18 protein-coding genes are annotated in these 20,668 nt (G+C 69.7%); 16 read left to right on the plus strand and 2 right to left on the minus strand.

Annotation, left to right across the window (positions count from 1 at the left end):
- Positions 1-315 precede the first annotated feature (315 nt).
- From rplU to ACFWPQ_RS31615, 8 genes are all read left to right on the plus strand, one after another.
- Positions 316-636 carry a 50S ribosomal protein L21 gene (rplU, locus tag ACFWPQ_RS31580; RefSeq protein WP_007381993.1) on the plus strand — a complete coding sequence of 107 codons (321 nt, stop codon included), beginning with the start codon at positions 316-318 and terminating at the stop codon, positions 634-636.
- A 14-nt stretch (positions 637-650) separates the two neighbouring features.
- Positions 651-905 carry a 50S ribosomal protein L27 gene (gene rpmA, locus ACFWPQ_RS31585; protein ID WP_010041940.1) on the plus strand — a complete coding sequence of 85 codons (255 nt, stop codon included), beginning with the start codon at positions 651-653 and terminating at the stop codon, positions 903-905.
- 184 nt (positions 906-1,089) lie between these two features.
- On the plus strand, positions 1,090-2,529 hold the full coding sequence (gene obgE / locus ACFWPQ_RS31590; protein WP_384042193.1) for a GTPase ObgE: 1,440 nt from the start codon (positions 1,090-1,092) through the stop codon (positions 2,527-2,529).
- A gap of 270 nt (positions 2,530-2,799) precedes the next feature.
- Positions 2,800-4,350, plus strand: coding sequence for an alkaline phosphatase D family protein (locus ACFWPQ_RS31595; RefSeq protein WP_384042196.1), 1,551 nt, complete (start codon positions 2,800-2,802; stop codon positions 4,348-4,350).
- A 114-nt stretch (positions 4,351-4,464) separates the two neighbouring features.
- Positions 4,465-5,694: a hypothetical protein gene (locus ACFWPQ_RS31600; RefSeq protein ID WP_384042198.1), complete on the plus strand. Its 1,230-nt coding sequence runs from the start codon at positions 4,465-4,467 to the stop codon at positions 5,692-5,694.
- 290 nt (positions 5,695-5,984) lie between these two features.
- On the plus strand, positions 5,985-7,484 hold the full coding sequence (locus tag ACFWPQ_RS31605; protein ID WP_384042201.1) for a D-ribitol-5-phosphate cytidylyltransferase: 1,500 nt from the start codon (positions 5,985-5,987) through the stop codon (positions 7,482-7,484).
- Between the two features lie 155 nt (positions 7,485-7,639).
- Positions 7,640-9,754, plus strand: coding sequence for a hypothetical protein (locus ACFWPQ_RS31610; protein WP_384042203.1), 2,115 nt, complete (start codon positions 7,640-7,642; stop codon positions 9,752-9,754).
- 382 nt (positions 9,755-10,136) lie between these two features.
- A complete protein-coding gene (locus ACFWPQ_RS31615) occupies positions 10,137-11,297 on the plus strand; it encodes a glycosyltransferase family 2 protein (protein ID WP_384042462.1) in 1,161 nt (386 codons plus the stop codon).
- Between the two features lie 15 nt (positions 11,298-11,312).
- Here the strand turns inward: ACFWPQ_RS31615 and ACFWPQ_RS31620 are convergent, their stop codons facing one another.
- Positions 11,313-12,725: a polysaccharide pyruvyl transferase family protein gene (locus ACFWPQ_RS31620; RefSeq protein WP_384042206.1), complete on the minus strand. Its 1,413-nt coding sequence runs from the start codon at positions 12,723-12,725 to the stop codon at positions 11,313-11,315.
- A gap of 247 nt (positions 12,726-12,972) precedes the next feature.
- On the opposite strand from ACFWPQ_RS31620, the gene proB reads away from it, so the two are divergent.
- From proB to ACFWPQ_RS31645, 5 genes are all read left to right on the plus strand, one after another.
- Complete coding sequence (gene proB, locus ACFWPQ_RS31625) at positions 12,973-14,100, plus strand: glutamate 5-kinase (RefSeq protein ID WP_384042208.1); 1,128 nt, start codon at positions 12,973-12,975, stop codon at positions 14,098-14,100.
- Positions 14,101-14,223: 123 nt separating this feature from the next.
- The gene (locus ACFWPQ_RS31630) at positions 14,224-14,652 is read left to right on the plus strand and encodes a hypothetical protein (protein WP_046733220.1); all 429 of its coding nucleotides are present in this window, start codon (positions 14,224-14,226) and stop codon (positions 14,650-14,652) included.
- A 164-nt stretch (positions 14,653-14,816) separates the two neighbouring features.
- Positions 14,817-16,103, plus strand: a complete 1,287-nt coding sequence (locus ACFWPQ_RS31635) for a glutamate-5-semialdehyde dehydrogenase (protein WP_384042211.1) — start codon at positions 14,817-14,819, stop codon at positions 16,101-16,103.
- Positions 16,104-16,246: 143 nt separating this feature from the next.
- A complete protein-coding gene (locus tag ACFWPQ_RS31640) occupies positions 16,247-16,825 on the plus strand; it encodes a hypothetical protein (protein ID WP_384042214.1) in 579 nt (192 codons plus the stop codon).
- A 100-nt stretch (positions 16,826-16,925) separates the two neighbouring features.
- Positions 16,926-17,999 (plus strand): hypothetical protein, encoded by a 1,074-nt coding sequence (locus ACFWPQ_RS31645; RefSeq protein ID WP_384042217.1) that lies wholly within the window; start codon positions 16,926-16,928, stop codon positions 17,997-17,999.
- A 110-nt stretch (positions 18,000-18,109) separates the two neighbouring features.
- Here ACFWPQ_RS31645 and ACFWPQ_RS31650 read toward each other — a convergent pair whose 3' ends face one another.
- A complete protein-coding gene (locus ACFWPQ_RS31650) occupies positions 18,110-19,210 on the minus strand; it encodes a M48 family metallopeptidase (protein ID WP_384042465.1) in 1,101 nt (366 codons plus the stop codon).
- 98 nt (positions 19,211-19,308) lie between these two features.
- Between ACFWPQ_RS31650 and ACFWPQ_RS31655 the strand changes: the two genes are divergently transcribed.
- The 3 genes from ACFWPQ_RS31655 to nadD all read left to right on the plus strand — a co-directional run bounded on the left by ACFWPQ_RS31655 (position 19,309) and on the right by nadD (position 20,656).
- Entirely contained in the window at positions 19,309-19,470 is a 162-nt protein-coding gene (locus ACFWPQ_RS31655) for a hypothetical protein (RefSeq protein ID WP_384042219.1), read from the plus strand.
- A 256-nt stretch (positions 19,471-19,726) separates the two neighbouring features.
- Positions 19,727-19,894 (plus strand): hypothetical protein, encoded by a 168-nt coding sequence (locus ACFWPQ_RS31660; RefSeq protein WP_177232770.1) that lies wholly within the window; start codon positions 19,727-19,729, stop codon positions 19,892-19,894.
- 69 nt (positions 19,895-19,963) lie between these two features.
- A complete protein-coding gene (nadD, locus tag ACFWPQ_RS31665) occupies positions 19,964-20,656 on the plus strand; it encodes a nicotinate-nucleotide adenylyltransferase (RefSeq protein ID WP_361294528.1) in 693 nt (230 codons plus the stop codon).
- Positions 20,657-20,668 lie beyond the last annotated feature (12 nt).

Genomic DNA, 20,668 nt, shown 5'->3' on the forward strand with positions numbered 1-20,668 from the left:
GCCTCCTACCCCCCCCCGGGCCCCCACCCCCCCTTCTGTGGCAGCCCGCGGGGGCGGGGGCCGGGACACGGTCCCGGCCCCCGCGCCGCGTGGGACCCGGTCCGAGTGACCGGCCCCACATCCCCGGGGCCCGGTTTGACCCCCTCGGCCACCGCCCCGTAACCTTGACCGTCGGCGTGTCCATGGATATGAGGACGTGCCACATCCCCGTAAACCTCTTCCTCCGGAGCACACGGTGTTCCGGAGAGGCCGCCCGTCTTCGTCGGACGGCTGGACTGCGGGGGTGCCGTTCCCGAGCGAGAGAGTGAGATCCGCGTGTACGCCATCGTGCGCAGCGGTGGTCGCCAGCACAAGGTTGCTGTCGGCGACATCGTTGAGGTTGACAAGATTTCCACTGCCAAGGTTGGCGACACGGTCGAGCTCTCGACCCTGCTCGTTGTCGACGGCGACGCTGTGACCAGCGACCCGTGGGTGCTGGCCGGCATCAAGGTCCAGGCCGAGGTCGTGGACCACCACAAGGGCGTCAAGATCGACATCCTTCGCTACAAGAACAAGACCGGCTACCGCCGTCGTCAGGGCCACCGCCAGCAGTACACGGCGATCAAGGTCACTGAGATCCCCGCGGCTGCGAAGTAAGGGACTGAGGAGAGATGGCACACAAGAAGGGCGCATCGTCCACCCGTAACGGTCGTGACTCCAACGCTCAGCGCCTCGGCGTGAAGCGTTTCGGCGGTCAGGTCGTCAACGCGGGCGAGATCCTGGTCCGTCAGCGCGGCACCCACTTCCACCCGGGTGCGGGCGTCGGCCGTGGCGGCGACGACACGCTGTTCGCGCTGCAGGCCGGTTCGGTGCAGTTCGGCACCCACCGTGGCCGCAAGGTCGTGAACATCGTTCCGGTCGCCTGAGTCTGCGGATCCCCTGATCCACGGATCTGTTGATCCACGGGTCTGTTGATCCACGGATCTACTGACTCAACGGCTCACACCGAGCGTTTCGCGAGGCGGACCTCACTTCCCGATCGGGAAGGCGGGTCCGCCTTTCGCGTGTTGACATAGGTAATACCCCGTACGTATCTGGAGGCACTGCACCATGACCACCTTCGTGGACCGCGTCGAGCTGCACATCGCCGCGGGTAACGGAGGCCACGGCTGCGCCTCCGTACACCGGGAGAAGTTCAAGCCGCTCGGCGGCCCCGACGGCGGCAACGGCGGCCGTGGCGGCGACGTCATCCTGACCGTCGACCAGTCGGTGACGACTCTTCTCGACTACCACCACTCCCCGCACCGCAAGGCCACCAACGGCAAGCCCGGCGAGGGCGGCAACCGCGCCGGCAAGGACGGCCAGGACCTCGTCCTGCCCGTGCCCGACGGCACCGTGGTGCTGGACAAGGCCGGCAACGTCCTCGCCGACCTCGTCGGCCACGGCACCTCCTACGTCGCCGCCCAGGGCGGCCGCGGCGGCCTCGGCAACGCGGCCCTCGCGAGCGCCCGCCGCAAGGCCCCCGGCTTCGCGCTGCTGGGCGTGCCCGGGGACCTCGGGGAAATCGTCCTGGAGCTGAAGACCGTCGCGGACGTGGCCCTGGTCGGCTACCCGAGCGCCGGCAAGTCCTCGCTGATCTCCGTGCTGTCCGCCGCCAAGCCGAAGATCGCCGACTACCCGTTCACCACCCTGGTCCCCAACCTCGGCGTGGTGACCGCCGGTTCCACCGTCTACACCATCGCCGACGTGCCCGGCCTCATCCCCGGCGCCAGCCAGGGCAGGGGCCTCGGCCTGGAGTTCCTGCGCCACGTCGAGCGGTGCAGCGTCCTCGTCCACGTCCTGGACACCGCCACCCTGGAGTCCGAGCGCGACCCCGTCTCCGACCTCGACGTCATCGAGGAGGAGCTCAAGCAGTACGGCGGCCTGGGCGACCGGCCCCGGATCGTCGTCCTCAACAAGATCGACGTCCCTGACGGCAAGGACCTCGCCGAGATGGTCCGCCCCGACCTGGAGGCCCGCGGCTACCGCGTCTTCGAGGTGTCCGCGGTCGCCCACCTGGGCCTGCGCGAGCTGTCGTTCGCGCTCGGCGACCTGGTCGCCACGTCCCGCGCGGCCAAGCCCAAGGAGGAGGCGACCCGGATCGTCATCCGTCCCAAGGCCGTGGACGACGCCGGCTTCACCGTCACCCAGGAGGAGGACGGCCTCTACCGGGTGCGTGGCGAGAAGCCCGAACGCTGGGTCCGCCAGACCGACTTCAACAACGACGAGGCCGTCGGCTACCTCGCCGACCGCCTCAACCGGCTCGGCGTGGAGCAGGAACTGATGAAGGCGGGCGCCCGCGCGGGCGACGGCGTCGCCATCGGCCCCGAGGACAACGCCGTCGTCTTCGACTGGGAACCGTCCATGATGTCCGGCGCCGAGATGCTCGGCCGACGAGGCGAGGACCACCGCTTCGAGGAGCAGCGGCCCGCCGTGCAGCGCCGCCGCGACCGGGACGCGGAACGCGACGAGGCCCTGCGGGAGTACGGCGACTTCGACCCGTTCGAGTAATTCGCTGATCTGCCGTCGGGTCCGCGGGGTCCGTGAGATCCCACGGACCCGACGGACCCGACGGACCCGTGGGATCCCACGGACCCGCTAGTTCCATCAGCACTTCAGGCCCGTTGCGGCCGGGACCCGTTCCCGGTCGCAACGGGTTTTCTGTTGTCTGCCCAGTTGTCATGCGCACGCATGCCTGTGTTCAGCGGACGGACCGTCCGGTCGTGGGAGCTTCCGAAGGTCAGACCGTCCAAGAGGCCACTGTGGCAAGGGAGTCCGCGCATGACCGGAGCACCATCGCCCGACCGACGCCGCTTTCTGACCGCCGGTGCCGCCGTCCTCGGAGCCGCCGCATCCGCCCAGCTCTGGCTGCCGTCCACCGCCCGGGCCGCCGAAACCCCGCTGCCCGAGGGAGTGTTCAGCCTCGGCATCGCCTCCGGCGACCCACTGCCCGACGGCATCGTGCTCTGGACCCGGCTCGCCCCCGACCCCCTGCACGGCGGCGGCATGCCCGACGAGATCGTCCCCGTCGAATGGGAGATCGCCGAGGACGAGCGCCTCCACAAGGTCGTCCGCCGCGGCACCGCCGACGCCCGGCCCGAGTACGGGCACAGCGTTCACGTGGACGTACGAGGACTGCACCCCGGCCGCTCCTACTGGTACCGCTTCCGGGCCGGCGGCCGGATCTCCCCGACGGGCCGCACCCGCACCGCCCCCCACCCGCACGCCAGGGGCGGCTCACTGCGCGTGGCCCTCGCTTCCTGCCAGAACTGGCAGCACGGCTACTTCACGCCGTACGCCGACATGCTCGCCCAGGACCCCGACGTCGTCCTCTTCGTCGGCGACTACATCTACGAGTCCACGCCGTCCTCCGCCGGCCCGCGCCGCCACGAGGGCACCGGCGAGCCGTACACCCTGGCGCAGTACCGCAACCGCTACGCCCAGTACCGCAGCGACCCCGACCTCGCCGCCATGCACGCGAACGCGCCCTGGGTGGTCACCTTCGACGACCACGAGGTCGACAACGACTGGGCCGGCGAGATCCCCCAGGACCCCGACAAGCAGTCCCACGACGCGTTCGTCGCCCGGCTCGCCGCCGCCTTCCAGGCCTACTACGAGCACATGCCGGTCCGGGCCACCGCGATCCCCACGGGTCCGCACATCCAGATGTACCGCCGCCTGGAGTTCGGCCGCCTCGCCAGGCTCAACGTCCTCGACACCCGTCAGTTCCGCAGCGACCAGGTGACCAGCCAGGCGGCCGCCCAGGATCCCTCGCTCACCATGCTCGGCGCCGCACAGAAGCAGTGGCTGCTCGACGGACTGCACGACTCACCGGCCCGCTGGAACCTGATCGCCTCGCAGATCATGATGGCCGAGACCGACATCCTGCCCGGCGACGGAAAACTCTGGTACTACGACGCCTGGGACGGCTACCAGGTCGAACGCAACGCCCTGCTCGACGAGTTCGCCTCCGTCCGCAACCCCGTCGTACTCAGCGGCGACCGCCATCTCACCATGATCAGCGACTTGAAGAAGGATTTCGCGGACCCGTCGTCGGACGTCGTCGGCGCCGAATTCGTCGGCACCTCCATCTCCAGCAACGGCGACCAGGACCAGGCCGCCTTCCACGCCCAGTGGGACCCGCTGAAGGCCGACAACCCGCACTGGAAGGTCATCGACGCCCACCGCGGCTACCACCTCTTCGACATCCGCCGCGACGGCATCGACGCGCGCGTGCGCGTCGTCGACACCGTCGTCAGCCCGCAGGCCACCGCGAGCACGCTCGCCACCCTGCGCGTCGAGGCCGACGAACCGGGCGTACAGGTCGTCTGACGTACGAATCGGGCACGCCGAAAGTCAAGTCTTTGTAACGGGAGCCTGGGACTCATCTGTGTCCCAGGCTCCTCTCAGGTGAACCTAAGGTAAACGTCTTACCTTCCGTTAACCATGGAGACGGACTGTACGAGAGGCGAAGCCCCGGTGAACAACGCCCCCATAGGCCCCGTGAGCCCCACCGGTCGCCTTGCCGCCCTGCCCGCCGGCACCCGCCTGCTGCACATCGGCCCGCACAAAACGGGGACCACGGCCATCCAGGGCGCCCTGTTCGCAGCGAAGGACGAGCTGCCCGAACACGGTGTGGAGTTCCCGGCGACCACCCGGCACCCGATGGAAGCCGCCCTCGCCGCCTGCGCCCGGCCAGCGATGATGGGCGACACCGTGCCCACCGAGAAGCACTGGACGCGGCTGCTCAAGCAGGTCGAGGCCACCGGCTCCCGTACCTCGGTGATCAGCAGTGAGTTCTTCGCCGACGCCCCCGACGACGAGACCGTCGCCCGCATCGTCGAGCAGCTCGGCGGCGAACGCGTCCACGTCCTCGTCACCCTCCGCCCGCTCGCCAGGATCATGCCCTCGCAGTGGCAGCAGTACGTGCAGAACGGGCTGCGTATGGGCTACGAGGACTGGCTGGAGCACATGTTGCGCAAGGCCCCCTACGAGAAGCCCAACCCCAGCTTCTGGCGCCGGCACCGGCACGACCGGCTCGTCGAACGCTGGATCCGCGCGGTCGGCGCCGACCGGGTCACCGTCGTCGTGGTCGACGACCGGGACCGCGACGGCCTGATGCGCACCTTCGAAGCCCTCCTCGGACTCCCCGAAAAACTCCTCCACCCCGTCCCCGACACGGCGAACCGCTCCCTCACCCTCGCCGAGACCGAAATGCTGCGAAATCTCAACGTGGAATTCCGCGGCAATGGACTCCCCGACGAGCTGTATTCCAAGCTCGTCCGCAACGGCGCCGTCATGCATATGAAGAACTCGTGCAGCCCCACCGCCGCCGACGTGAAGATCTCCACCCCCGACTGGGCCGTCGAGGCCGCCGGCCGCATCGGCGCCGAGATCGTGGAACGCATCGGCGCCATGGGCGTGCGCATCATCGGCGACCCCACCCTGCTCCACGCCCTGCCCGCCATCCCCGCACAGCCCGGACCGCCTGCCGTGGAAGCCCGCATCGCCCCGGAAGTCGCCGCCCAGGCGCTCTACGGCGCACTCGCCGCGGCGGCCTCGGCCCCGGTCCGCCACACCGCCGAGCCGAAGTCCCGCACCGTGCACCAGACGTCGTCCAAGGAGCTCGTACGCGTCCTGGGGCACCGATGTCTGAAGAAGCTGCGACGGCGCTGAAGCGTGGGAAGAGTGGGACGGCTTAGCTCGGCTAAGCCTTCCCCATAGCACGGCGTAGTGCTGCTGAGACGTGCGTCGCGTCACGCACAGCAATCGGAATGCGCTGTGTAGTTACTCACAGCAAATTCACGGAACTCTTCCGGTGGCCCGGCGGGCGACGCCCATCACCAGCGATGCAAGGTGAATGAAAGGTTGCGGGCACATATGCAGCGGACGGCGCTCACCTTGCACAGCGGTTACCGGAAGTGGGACCATTTCCTGGTTCCCTGATGCCCCAAGGTAGGTCACCTGTGTCCCAGCACATAGCCAAGCCCCGAACCACCGCCGTGATCCTGGCCGGTGGTACCGGCCAGCGGGTGGGTCTGTCGATCCCCAAGCAGCTGCTGAAGATCGCCGGCAAGGCCGTCATCGAGCACACCCTGGCCACCTTCGAGAAGGCAGGCTCGATCGACGACATCATCGTGCTGATGGCACCGGGCTACGTCGCGGACGTCGAGAAGATCGTCGCCAAGGCCGGGTTCACCAAGGTCAAGAAGGTCATCGAGGGCGGCAACACGCGGAACGAGACCACCGAGCGCGCCATCGAGGCCCTCGGCGAGGGCCTGGCCGAGGGCGAGGACCTCAACGTCCTCTTCCACGACGCCGTACGCCCCCTGCTGTCGCAGCGCGTCATCGACGACTGCGTGACCGCACTGGAGCGTTACCAGGCCGTCGACGTCGCCATCCCGTCCGCCGACACCATCATCGTCACCCGCACCCATGGCGGGGACGGCGAGTTCATCACCGAGATCCCGGACCGCTCCAGGCTGCGCCGCGGCCAGACCCCGCAGGCGTTCAAGCTGTCCACGATCAAGCGGGCCTACGCGGTCGCCGACGGCGATCCCAACTTCCAGGCCACCGACGACTGCTCCGTCGTCCTCAAGTACCTGCCGGACGTGCCGATCCACGTCGTCGCCGGCGACGAGTACAACATGAAGGTCACCCAGCCCGTCGACGTCTTCATCGCCGACAAGCTCTTCCAGCTCGCCTCCAGCGCCGCCCCCGAGCAGAAGAGCGAGGACGCCTACCGCGAGCTGCTCACCGGCAAGACCGCGGTGATCTTCGGCGGTTCGTACGGCATCGGCAAGGACATCGCCGAACTCGCCGAGTCCTACGGCGCCAACGTCTACGCCCTCGGCCGCTCCACCACCGGCACCCACGTGGAGAACCCGGAAGAGGTCGACGACGCGCTCTCCAAGGCGTACGCCGAGACCGGCCGCATCGACTACGTCGTCAACACCGCGGGCGTGCTGCGCATCGGCAAGCTCGCCGAGACCGACAACGCCACCATCGAAGAGGCACTGAAGGTCAACTACCTGGCCCCGGTGCAGATCGCCCGCTCCAGCTACAAGTACCTCGCCGAGACCCAGGGCCAGCTGCTGCTCTACACCTCCAGCAGCTACACCCGAGGCCGCGCCGAGTACAGCCTGTACTCCTCGACCAAGGCCGCCATGGTGAACCTCACCCAGGCACTGTCCGACGAGTGGGCCGGCGACGCCGTCCGCGTCAACTGCATCAACCCGGAGCGCACCGCCACCCCGATGCGCACCAAGGCGTTCGGCCAGGAACCGTCGGGCTCACTGCTCTCCTCCGAGGCCGTCGCCCGCACCTCCCTCGACGTGCTGCTCTCCGAACTCACCGGCCATGTCATCGACGTCCGCCAGCAGGACCCGACGGCCGCCGCCGGCCAGGCCTCCGGCTTCGAGCAGGCCCTGGCCAGTGTCCTGGACCGACAGGACGGCGTGGCATAATCGACAGTCATTAGTCATCTGTTATTCAGGCCTCTGTGGTTGCGCGCGTTCGCTGAGCATTCACAGGGGCCTGAACCCGTAAATACCCAGATCGACAACCTCCCAGATCGTCCGCAAGGTCAAATTCAGGCCTTTTTGTCAGCAAAAGGTTCTCCGTGATATCCACCGCTATTCGCGTCGCCCGGGTGGGCAGCGCGGCCGAGCTGGCCGCGGCGGCACTCATGGTGCTGGGCTTCCCGGTCCTCATGGTCGCCGCGCTCGTCCCGAGCGTCTACGCCTTCGCGGCCGCGGCCGCCGTCACGTACCTGGCGGACCACTACCTGCACCGCAAGGGCAGCTACCTCATCAACCGCCTGAGCAAGGTCCGGGCCGGCCTGTCGATCCGCTTCCTGATCCGGCAGCTGCTGCTGATCCTGCTGCTGGCCCGCATGGACCTGTCGAACGGACTGGTCTTCTACGGCGCGATCGCCTGCTTCATCGCCTTCTACGGCCTGCAGGCCCCGCACGGCGCACTGGTCACCCTGATCCGCAACCGCCGCCGGATGCCGGTCGCCACCCGCAACGTCGACCTGAAGTCCCGCATCCGCATCCCGGACGCCCCGCCGCGCGGCCTGCTCGACCGCTCTGCCGAGAAGATGCTCCACCTCGACCTCGCGGCCGTCGTCGGCCTGCTGGTCTCGGCGATGACGGACAACGTGGTCGCCGGTTTCGTCGGCATCGGGATCACCCTCGCCCTGGGCTGCCTGTACGTCCTGGTGCTGATGCCCTACGTGCGCGGCCGCAAGACCCCGCCCGACGCCGACACCGTGCTGGCCGCCGTCGACGACTGGCTCGCCGAGTACCGGCCCGGGACCGTCCTGTACTTCTCCGGCTCCAAGGACTCCGCCTACCAGGTCAACATGTGGCTGGAGACCATGGAACAGCTGGAGTCCCGCCCGCTGATCCTGCTGCGCGAGCGGGTCATCCTGCAGAGCCTCGCCCCGACCACCGTCCCCGTCATCTGCGTGCCCGGCGGCGTGCACCTGATGAACATGGACCTCTCCACGGTCCGCGTCGCCCTCTACGCGGCCAACGTCGGCAAGAACATCCACCTGCTGCGCGTCCCCACGATGAAGCACGTCTTCATCGGCCACGGCGACAGCGACAAGCTGGCCAGCGTCAACCCGTTCAGCAAGGTGTACGACGAGGTGTGGACCGCGGGCCGCGCGGGCCGCGACCGCTACGCCATCGCCGACGTCGGCGTCCGCGACGACGACATCGTCGAGGTCGGCCGCCCCCAGCTGGCTCCCATCCAGGGCTGGCAGGGCGTCCCCGACGGCCGTATCCCCACCGTGCTCTACGCGCCCACCTGGGAGGGCTGGGACGGCGACCCCGGCAACACCTCCCTCGTACTGGCCGGCGAGAACATCGTGAAGAAGCTGGTCAAGGCCGACCCGCCGGTCCGCGTCCTCTACAAGCCGCACCCCTTCACCGGCACCGTCAGCGCCGAGGCCGGCGCCGCCCACCGGCGCGTCACCGCCCTCGTCGAGAAGGCCGCCGCCTCCCGTGCCACCGATGCCCGCTTCACCGCCGACACGGCCGCCCAGACGGCGGCGAAGGCCGAACTGACCCGCATCGAGACCCGCCTGACCGAGCTGGCCGGCACCGGCGACGACAAGCGCGACGAGGCCGAGGCCAGCCGGGACGACGTCGTCGACCTGAAGAAGCACGAGGAGATCGCCCGGCTGCGCGCCGACTGGAACGACTTCTACTGGCAGGCTCTGCCGTCGTACCGGCACGCCGTCATCACCGGCGCCGAACCCCGCCTCTACGACTGCTTCAACGTCTCCGACGCGATGGTCTCCGACATCTCCAGCGTGGTCTCCGACTTCATCGCGAGCGGCAAGCCGTACGCCGTCACCGATTCCGCGGGCGTCGGCGTGGAGGAGTTCAAGCGGGCGAACACCGCCGTGCGCGCCGCCGTGATCCTCTCCAACAGCGCCAAGGAACTCGGCGGCCTCCTGGACGCCGTGCGCGACCCGTCGGCCGATCCGCTGGCCGCGGACCGGGACGAGCTCAAGCACTACCTGCTCGGGCCGGACGAGCCGACGTCCATCGAGCAGTTCAACGGCGCGGTGGCCGCGCTCGCCCGCAAGGCCGAGACCCGCAACCTGGGCCAGGAGGCCCGGATCGCGGCCGGCGACCCCGAGGCGGCCGAACTCGCCGAGGTGCTGCCCGGCGGAAAGCCGCGGACGACCGCCGGCGAGGCGGAGGGCGCGACCGCCGGCTGACACTCGCAAAGACCGCGAACGGGCCCGGTCCCGGGGACATCCCCGGGACCGGGCCCGTCCCGGTTGTGCCGACGCGGCGCGTTCTCTTACTTCTGCTTAGTAATGCACGGATTTCTTCTTACTCATGCTTCGCCATCCGCGTTGAGTAGCTCTTACCGTGCGCCCGTACTGTCCGGTGTAACCCGCTGTACACCACCCGGCTGTCCGTTCGTCATGTGAGCTGGGCCACTGAGTGCGTACTCCAAGGCAACCTGTCGTGTCGATCGGCCATCTAAGACGTTGCGATCGAGGTGACGCAGGGGGAACGCACCATTGACTAGGGGGAAACGTGACCGTCGTTGCGCAGCCTGATGTGACCGTGATCATCGGGGCGTACGAAGCGATGCCGTACCTGGTCGAATGCCTGGCCTCCGTCGAGTGCCAGACCCTCGACCCGGCCCGCATGGAGGTCATCGCCGTCGACGACGGCTCCACCGACGGCACGGGGGAGTACCTGGAGGAGTTCGCGGCCCGCGCCGCCATGCCGGTGACCGTGATCCGCCAGGAGAACTCCGGCGGCCCCAGCGGCCCGCGCAACGTCGGGCTCGCCAAGGCCGCCGGCCGCTACGTGTTCTTCCTGGACGCCGACGACCGGCTCGGCCCCGAGGCACTGGAACGCATGGTCGCCATGGCCGACGAGAACAACACCGACGTCGTCCTCGGCAAGGTCGAGGGGATCAACCGCAAACCTCCGCGGTCGATGTGGGGCGAGACCCTCGGCCGTACCGACGTCTTCTCCTCCAACATCAAGTTCGCGCTCAGCGCCCAGAAACTCTTCCGCCGCGCCCTGCTGGAACGGCACAGCATGCGGTTCGACGAATCCCTGTGGACCGGCGAGGACGCGCTGTTCACCATGGAGGCCTACCTGCGCGCCGACGGCGTCTCCGTGGTCGCCGACTACCCCTGCTACTACCTCGTCGGCCGCGAGGACGGCAAGCACGTCACCAAGAGCGGCAGCTACATCCTCCGCTTCGACTCCGCGCGCGCCCTGATCAACCTGATCGCCGAGATGGTCCCGGCGGGGCCGCGGCGTGACAGCCTCATGGTCCGGCCGTTCAAGGTCACGCTGCTCCCGCAGTTCGGCCCGAAGTTCCTCAAGGACACCGACGAGGTACGGCAGCACAAACTGGAGCTCGCCAAGCCGCTGATGGACGCCCACTGGAACCCCGAGGTGGCCCGCCGCCTCAAGGTCCACGAGCGGCTCCAGCTGCACCTGGTCGCCGTCCGGCGCACCGACCTCCTCCCGGACGTCGTCGAGTTCGTACGGGCCAAGAAGAAGCCCACGCCGGTCGTGGAGGGGCGCGGCACCCGCGTCTATCTCGGCTACCCGCACTTCCGTTCCAAGGCGGCCGGCCTCCCCGACTGGATCTACCTCGCCGAACCCCGCGAGGCCCGCGCCGTCAAGGGCTACCGCGAGGAGGCCGCCAACACCTTCCTGCGGCGGGCGCTGCGGAAACTGCGGCGGTCGCTGCCGACCCGGAACGTGAAGGCGGCCGCGGCCTGACCCCGCCCCGAGCGGTTATCCGCCCGACCCCAGCGCCCGGCGGATCGGCTTGCCGACGGCCCGGCGGGCCCGCCGGTACACCGAGGCCGACGGTGTCGGCGGTGCCGGCGCGGCGGACTTCTTGGCGGCGCGGGACCCGGCACGAGCCAGTTCCTTCTCCAGCCGGGCGTTGTCCAGCGACAGTTCCTCGATACGGCTGTGCAGCCAGCCGAACCGCGAAGTGAGCGAGGCGACGTCCGCGTCGTTCCAGGGGCGGATTCCCGCCGGGAACGCCAGCGTCCGCATCCGCTCCTCGAAGGCCGCTCCGCCATCGCCGTGCGTGAAGGTGTTCTCCAGCCCGTTCCTGTCGAGGAACCCGGTGAACCGCTCAAAACGCTCCCGGTGACCGCCGACCAGTCCGCCGAAGTCGGCCTCCGCGTACAGCTTCGCCGGGTCCGCCGACTCGGGGTCCTTCACCGCCTGGTCCAGTCGCCGATGCGGAATCTCGAAGTAACGGCAGAGTTCCAGCGTCCGCGAGTCACCGCACAGCACAGTGGCCGGCGTGCCGGCCAGCAGTGCCGCGATGTTGCCGTGGATGCGCGAACCGAAGGAGAAGTCGAAGGAGCGGAGATCGTCGATCCAGGTGAACGGGTCGACGTAGACGCGCGCCTTGTCCTCGCGGAACATCGGATGGTCCGGGTGGGTCGGCATCGCGGTCACCGCGGCGTTGGGGTCCGACAGGTCCCGCCAGTGCAACTGCCGTGCGTCGCTGAGGTTCTGGCCGACGAAACGCAGATTCGGATAGCGCTCGTGGGTGCGCGTGATGATCCGGTCCAGGCCCTGCGCACGTACGGCACTGTGCGAGCCGTTGATCGCGATCCGCGATGCCGGCGTCAACTCCAGCGCCTTCTTGTGCACCGGGAGCCGTTCGCCGTACATGAACAGCGAAGGGCAGCCGATGACCTCGACGTCCTTGAAGCCCATGGCCTTCAGGTACTGCTCGGTGAACTCGCCCCGCACGCCGATCGACGCACTGCGCTCCAGCACCGCCGCGCAGAACTCCCGCACGGTCGGCTCCATCCGCTTGAGCCGTTCCGGGTTGTAGCTCACCCCGGTCTGCGCACCGACGCCGAGCACGACCACCGGGATGTTCAGCCGGGATATCAGCCGGGTCATCCGCTTCAACGCGCTCTCGAAGGAGGGCCGGAAGGCGTTGGCGAGCGGGATGACGAAGGCGTCGTACTCCTCGTTGATGCGTGCGGCGGCGGAGACGTCGGAGGGCATGCCGTTCGAGACGACCTCGGTGTCCGGCGTCTCGAGAATCTTGTGGGCGGCATCGCTGAAGATCAGGTTGCCCGAATTGGTGGCAATGACGTCCCGGTGCAGGGCCTCCTCGACGGTGACGACGTCGTAGGGGCTCTTACCCGACCTGAGGAGGATGCGCTTCACGCGGCGATCTTTAGATGACACAAACTTCAAGTTAACTTTAAGTTCGTTTCGATTTCTATGGAGAGACAACACAACCTTTTTGCCGTGCGCGACACGTGAAGGGTCCGTCACGCCCTGTTCTGTCCGCCGCCGGTCTCTCGCTCGTCCGTCATCGGTCCCCCCGCTTGTCCGGAGGCTGGACGGTCGGGCCTGGTGCAGGTCCCCTTCGCGTAGATTGCTGGCACGCGCAAGGAAGTGGGGACAGGACGTGGCAAGGGCTAGGCAGGCCGTCGGCGAGGCCCGCAGGATCGTCGTCAAAGTGGGCTCCTCCTCGCTGACCACCGCCTCCGGCGGCCTGGACGCCGACCGGGTCGACGCGCTCGTCGACGTCCTCGCCAAGAGCCGCAGCGGCGGGGAGAAGGAGATCGTCCTCGTCTCCTCGGGCGCCATCGCCGCCGGACTCGCCCCGCTCGGCCTGCGCCGCCGCCCCCGGGACCTGGCCCGCCAGCAGGCCGCCGCCAGTGTCGGCCAGGGGCTGCTCGTCGCCCGCTACACCGCCTCCTTCGCCCGCTATGCCGTCCGCGTCGGGCAGGTCCTGCTCACCTCCGACGACATGAGCCGCCGCGCCCACCACCGCAACGCCTCCCGCACCCTCGACAAGCTGCTCGCGATGGGTGCGCTGCCGGTCGTCAACGAGAACGACACCGTCGCCACCGACGAGATCCGCTTCGGCGACAACGACCGCCTCGCCGCTCTCGTCGCCCACCTCGTCCACGCCGACCTGCTGGTCCTCCTCTCCGACATCGACGGCGTCTACGACGGCGACCCCAGCAGGCCCGGCACCTCGCGGATAGCGGAGGTGAAGGGGCCCGAGGATCTCGCGGGCGTCGAGATCGGCAGCGCAGGCAAGGCCGGCGTCGGCACCGGCGGGATGGTCACCAAGGTGGAGGCCGCGCGGATCGCAGCCGCCGCGGGCATCCCGGTGGTCCTCACGAGCGCCGTGCACGCCGCCGACGCGCTCTCCGGCGGCGACACCGGCACCTACTTCCACCCCACCGGCAAACGGTCCGCAGACCGCCTCCTGTGGCTCCAGCACGCCTCCACCCCGCAGGGCTCGCTCACCCTCGACGACGGCGCCGTCCGCGCAGTCGTCCAGGGCCGCAAGTCGCTGCTGCCGGCCGGGATCGCCGCCGTGGAGGGCGATTTCGGCGCCGGTGATCCGGTCGAGCTGCGCGACACCGAAGGACGCGCGGTGGCCCGCGGGCTCGTCAGCTTCGACGCCAAGGAGATCCCCCAGCTGATCGGGCGTTCGACCAGGGAGCTGGCGCGCGAGCTGGGCCCCGCGTACGAACGTGAGGTCGTACACAGGGACGACCTGGTGATCCTGCACCCGTAAAACGGGGCGTAACGACGGACCCCGGTGGGGGACGTTCCGTAAAACCGCCACACGAACCCTTGCGGCCTGCTCAACTTTGACTCAGGACCACGTTCCGCACGAGCACAGCTGAAGGAGGCCGTCGTGAGACGAGTGCGCCCTGGGGCTGCGGCCTCCCGCGGTGCTCTGACGAGCGTCGCGGCCGGGGACACCTACGAGGAGCCGAAGGACCTGCCGCGCCTGTGGCACGTCACCCTCAGCGTCTGCGGTGCCGAGGTCCCCCTGCCGGAGCTGCGCCGCGGACTCGAACAGCTGGCCCACGACCACCCCTTCCTCCTCACCAGCCGCTACGCCTGCGACCACGCCGAGATCCGCTACTGGGAAGAGGCCCGCGACCTCCACGACGCCGCCGCCGTCGCCCTGCGTCTGTGGGGCGAGCACCGCCAGACCGCCGGACTGCCCGCGTGGGAGATCGTCGGTCTCGAGGTCATCGACCGCGCCACCTACCACCAGCGGATCGCCGAGGGCTACGGCCCGCCGCCCGCGACCCCGGTCGGCATCCACCCGTTCTGACGCCGCCCCCGACGCCCCCCTGCGACGTCGGCCGGTATTCACCCGTTCTGACGCCGCCCCCGACGCCCCCCTGCGACGTCGGCCGGTATTCACCCGTTTTGATCCACGTCTCGCGGTGTGGGATGACGCGTGGACGGCCCGCCGGCGCGCACTACCCTTCCCTCATGACCACGCTTTCGCCGTACGACGCCATGTCCCCGGTCACCCAGGCCGCCTACCGTGCCAAGGCCGCCGCCGCCGACCTCGCGCCGCTGCCGCGTGCCGTGAAGGACGACGCGCTGCTCGCCGTCGCGGACGCCCTGGAAGTGCGTACGAGCGAGATCGTCGAGGCCAACGCCAAGGACATCGCCAAGGCCCGCGAGAACGGCACCAGTGAGGCGATCATCGACCGCCTCACCCTCACCCCGGAGCGGGTCCGCGCCATCGCGTCCGACGTCCGCGACGTGGCGAAGCTGCCCGACCCGGTCGGCGAGGTCGTCCGCGGCTCCACCCTCCCCAACGGCATCGACCTGCGCCAGGTCCGCGTCCCGCTCGGCGTCGTCGGCATCATCTACGAGGCCCGCCCGAACGTCACCGTCGACGCCGCCGCCCTCTGCCTGAAGTCCGGCAACGCGGTCCTGCTGCGCGGCTCCGCCTCCGCCTACGAGTCCAACACCGCCCTCGTCCGCGTCCTGCGCGACGCCGTCGGCGGTGCCGGGCTGCCCGCCGACGCCGTCCAGCTGGTGCCCGGCGAGGGCCGCGAGTCCGTCCACGAGCTGATGCGCGCCCGCGGCCTCGTCGACGTCCTCATCCCGCGCGGTGGCGCCTCCCTCATCCAGACCGTCGTCATGGAGTCCAAGGTCCCGGTCATCGAGACCGGCACCGGCAACTGCCACGTCTACGTCGACGCCCACGCCGACATGGACATGGCCATCGACATCCTCATCAACTCCAAGGCGCAGCGGGTCAGCGTCTGCAACGCCGCCGAGACCCTCCTCGTTCACCAGGACATCGCTCCCGAGTTCCTGCCGCGCGCCCTGGACGCCCTCGCCGAGGCCGGCGTCACCGTCCACGCCGACGAACGCGTCCTCGCCTACGCCAAGGACTCCAAGGCGACCGTCGTCGAGGCCGTCCCGGAGGACTGGGAGACCGAGTACCTGTCGTACGACATCGCCGCCGCCGTCGTCGACTCCCTCGACAAGGCCGTCGAGCACATCCGGCTGTGGACCTCCGGGCACACCGAGGCCATCGTCACCACCTCGCAGCAGGCCGCCCGCCGCTTCACCCAGCTGGTCGACTCCACCACCGTCGCCGTGAACGCCTCCACCCGCTTCACCGACGGCGGTCAGTTCGGCTTCGGCGCCGAGATCGGCATCTCCACCCAGAAGCTGCACGCCCGCGGCCCCATGGGCCTTCCCGAGCTGACCAGCACCAAGTACATCGTCACGGGCGACGGCCACATCCGCCGCTGACGCCCGTCACCCCTGCACCCGCACGGGTGAGGGGCGCGCGGAAGGGCGTACGGGCCCCCGGACCGGCGTGAGAGGCGTCTCACCGGACCTATGAATTTCCATACCGTCTGCCCAAATTGACCCCCCAGGTCTACTCTGGATCCGTGCCGGAGGACGTGGGGGGCACGCCGTTCCCTGACGGCTGGGAGCCCGACGACGACCATGACCACGGAATGTCGGACGAAGAGTTCGACACCGTGGTCTTCGACGAGGCCTTCGTGAAGGCGGCCGTGGTCCACGAGCCGACCGCCGTCGAACGCCTCCTTGCCGCCGCCCAGGCCAGAGCCGAGGCCTCCGAGGCCGAGGCCCGCCGCGCCCACGCCAGAGGCGAGCGCTACGACGACCGCTACAGCCCGGACGGCACCGATCTCGGCGGCGAACTCGACGACCTGGACGACACCGACGTACTCGAAGACCGGTACGGCGCCGCCGGGACGTACGGCAAACACGTCCGCTGGCACCGTCCCGTCGCCTGGGTGCTCGCCCTCGTCATGGGCATCGGCATGGTCGCGCTCGCCTTCGCCGCGGTCTACCGCAGCGCCTCCTCGGGCGGCAGCCGCGACCAGGTGCCCCGGCCTCCCTCCACCGGTCAGGAACAGGGCACGGCGGCGGCGCCCTCCGTGTCCGCCGACTACTCCCAGCCCGCCAAGCCGGCGGCCTCCGCGGTACCCCGCACCCCCTGAGCGGCCGCGGCCGCCCTGGTGGCGGACCTGGTGAGAACCTGTCAGAAGTTGTCGTGTAGCAGCGCGTTTACCTGAGGCTCCCGAGACCTACTCTGAAGGTATGGGCGGGCCAGGAGACCCACCTGAGGGGACACCCGAGGGCGGCCCCGTGGGTGGCGAGGACGAGTACCGATCCGTCGTCTTCGACGAATCGTTTGTTCGCGCTGCCCGCCTCCAGGAATCTTCCGCACGCGAACGTATGAGCGACCATGCGCCCGCCGTACGCCGTCGGCCACCCCTGCGCCGGGGTCTCACCCGGCAGGCCCTGATCCTGGTCGTGCTGATCCTCGTCGCCTTCGGCACCGCGATCTACATGGGCGTCCGCCACCCCTACGGCACCGACGAGGCCGCCCAGCAGCCCGTCGAACCCCTCCGGATGACCGTCGTCCCGCTCTCCCCCCAGGGCGCGGTGCCCGGCACCACCGACGCCGAGACCCTGTTCGCGCACAGCCCAGCCGCACACTACGAGGTCGGCGCCGAGGGGATACCGCTGCCGGCCGCCCGGAGCACCGCGCACTTCTCCGACAGCCAGGTGGTCACCGCCCTGACCACGGTCAAGGACTACCTCGTCCGCTCCTCGCTCTACCCCGAGGTCCTCGACAGCAGCGAGGTGCGGCCCGCGCGGGCGCTGCTCGACCCCGGTCAGCTCGACCAGTTCGACCAGAGCGTCGACCACCCCGCGGCGGACGGCCGGCACGCCCCCACCGGATGGCTGGTCCGCTTCGACCCGGCCCGTGCCGAACTCGCCGACCCGAGGATCCGTGTCCAGGGCAGCCTCCAGGTCACCGAGACCGACCCGGCCACCCTGGAGGTCACCGCCGACCACACCTTCGTCTACGCGCTGCGCCCCGCCGATGCCCCGGTCGGCGCCGAGGTCTCCCTGTTCACCGTCCGCCGCGAGCTGACCTTCCGGTTCGACCGCGACGACCTGCGCCTGCACCAGACCCAGCTGCTCGTCTCCTACGTCCAGGCGGGCCCCCTGTCCTGTGCCGAGGAATCCGCCGACCATCTGCAGCCCCTCCTGGCCGGGCAGACGGCCAAGGCGGGCGGCCCGGCGGGCACGAACCCGTTCGCCACGGGCAGCGCCACCGCCCTGTGCGGGACGCTGGCCGCTGCGGCCGAGCCGAAGGTCTGAGCGGCCCGGACCGAGGCGACCGGGAGGACCGAGATCCCGCGACCGGGCCGTGCGGCCCGGCGCACCCCGGCCCGGCGGGGGATCCGGGCCCGGCGGGGGGCCCGGGCCCGCTACGCCTCGTCGTCCTGCGGGGGAGTGTCCCGCGGCGGCGCGTCCTTCGGCGGCGGCGCGCTCGTGAACCCGTCGAAACCGCGCCTCACCCGGCCACCCAGGCCTCCCGCCCCGCCCGCGATGTCGGAGACCAGCTTCATCAGCGGGTCCTTGGAGCCCTTCACGTCGTCGGCGTAGCTCGCCGCGGACTCCTTGAACGAGTCGCCGACCGAGGTGTCCTTGTCCTCCGTGCGCCGCGGGTAGTGACCGTCCATGATCCGCTGGTAGTCGCGGGACTCGGCCCACTTCTTCAGCTCGGCCGCGCGGACCGTGGTGAAGGGGTGCGAGCGCGGCAGCACGTTCAGGATCTTCAGCACGGAGTCGCGCAGGTCGCCGCCCGCCTCGTACTCCTCGGCCTGCTGCAGGAACGCGTCCACGTTCATCTCGTGCAGGTGGTTGCCGCCCGCTATCTTCATCAGCCCGCGCATCGAGGCCCGCAGATCCTGGCCCACCAGCAGCCCGGCCCGGTCGGCGGACAGCTCCGACTTGCGGAACCACTCCCGCAGGGCCGTCACGATCGCCAGGATGGCGAGATTGCCCAGCGGGATCCAGGCGACCTTCAGCGCGAGGTTCGTCAGGAACAGCAGGATCGTGCGGTACACCGCATGCCCGGACAGGGCGTGCCCCACCTCATGGCCGACGACCGCCCGCATCTCCTCCTCGTCGAGGAGTTCCACCAGCCCCATGGTCACCACGATGATCGGCTCGTCCAGGCCGATGCACATCGCGTTCGGCTGCGGATCCTGCGTCACGTACATCGGCGGGACCTTCTCCAGGTCCAGGATGTAACAGGCGTCCCGCAGCATGTCGTTCAGGTGTGAGAACTGCTGGTCGGACACCCGGACCGAGTCGGACAGGAACAGCAGCCTCAGGCTCCGCTCCGGAAGCAGCCCGCTGAGCGCCTTGAAGACCGTGTCGAAACCGCTCAGCCGCCGCAGCGCCACCAGCGCCGAACGGTCCGCCGGATGCTCGTACGCACGCGAGGAGATCCCCGGGAACCGCCTGCGCTGCCTGCTCGGCACGCGCTCCTGCCCGTTCTGCTCGTGGCCGTCGTCGGACATGTCATCCCCCATGTGCGTGAGTGTCTGCCGTGCCCCCGAGGCAGGGCCCAGCCTAGGCGGAGATACCGTGGACGGGCAGTACAGCCGAAGGAGTCCTCATGGAGCACCACCCCCCGGCCGCCTGGCTCACCCAGGCCGCGAGCGCCGCCCAGCAACAGGGCTCGGGCGACCTGCTCCGGGTCGTCCTCGTCGTCATGTTCGTCGGCTGCGCACTGACCGCCTGGTTCCTGCTGCGCGGGTACAAACAGAAGGACGACTGAGCCGCCGGGATCGTTCCCCCCGTCCGGTGCGACGCACGTGTGACCCACGAGGACGTGTGACGCAGAAGGACACGGGAGAACGCAGGAGCCGGGCCGGGCACCGGCCGGGTGGCGCTCGGGCGTCGGGCTTCGCTCGGGCCTCGGGCTTCGTTCAGGCGTCGGCCCAACGGAGGAGTCGGCGTGATCGCCGCCGGGCCGCACGCTTACGATGAGCCGACATCTTTATCCCGTCCACACGCGATAGGTCCTGCCGCAGATGATGAATCTTCACAGCGCCGCTGCCCAGTTGGTCACCCTCGCCGCCGAGGGCGAGGAGCACGGCGGCAACCACAACAGCCTCAACCCGGCCGTCACCGGTGGCAGCGCCCTCGTCATCCTGCTGCTCCTGCTGTGGATCACCACCCGCTTCAACCGCGACCGCTGAGCCGGACGCCGAGCCCGGCACCGGTCCTCCGGGCGGGGCCCACGGGCCGGGCCGGTAGGGTCTGCACGCATGGGAGAGCAGGACATGCCTACCGGTCCGGCGAATGACGAGGCCGACTACGCCGCCACCCCGGTGACGACCCCGCGGTACACGCCGGCGGGTCCCGCGCACACCGGCAAACGCCGCCTCGGCGTCATGGGCGGAACGTTCGACCCGATCCACCACGGTCACCTCGTGGCGGCCAGTGAGGTCGCCGCCCAGTTCCACCTGGACGAGGTGGTCTTTGTACCCACCGGGCAGCCGTGGCAGAAGACCGCCCGTGCCGTCTCACCGGCCGAGGACCGCTATCTGATGACGGTCATCGCGACCGCGGAGAACCCGCAGTTCTCCGTCAGCCGTATCGACATCGACCGCGGCGGCCCCACCTACACCGTCGACACCCTGCGCGACCTGCGGGCCCTCAACCCCGACACCGACCTGTTCTTCATCACCGGCGCCGACGCGCTGGGCCAGATCCTCACCTGGCGGGACTCCGAGGAACTCTTCTCCCTGGCCCACTTCATCGGCTGCACCCGGCCCGGCCACCACCTGACCGACCGCGGTCTCCCGGAGGGCGGCGTCTCGCTGGTGGAGGTTCCCGCGCTCGCCATCTCCTCCACAGACTGCCGTGCGAGAGTCGCCAAGGGCGACCCCATCTGGTACATGGTGCCGGACGGAGTCGTGCGCTACATCGACAAGCGCGACCTGTACCGCGGCGAGTGAGCCGAGAGGGGC

This window comes from Streptomyces sp. NPDC058464, assembly GCF_042721035.1.
GTDB lineage: Bacteria > Actinomycetota > Actinomycetes > Streptomycetales > Streptomycetaceae > Streptomyces.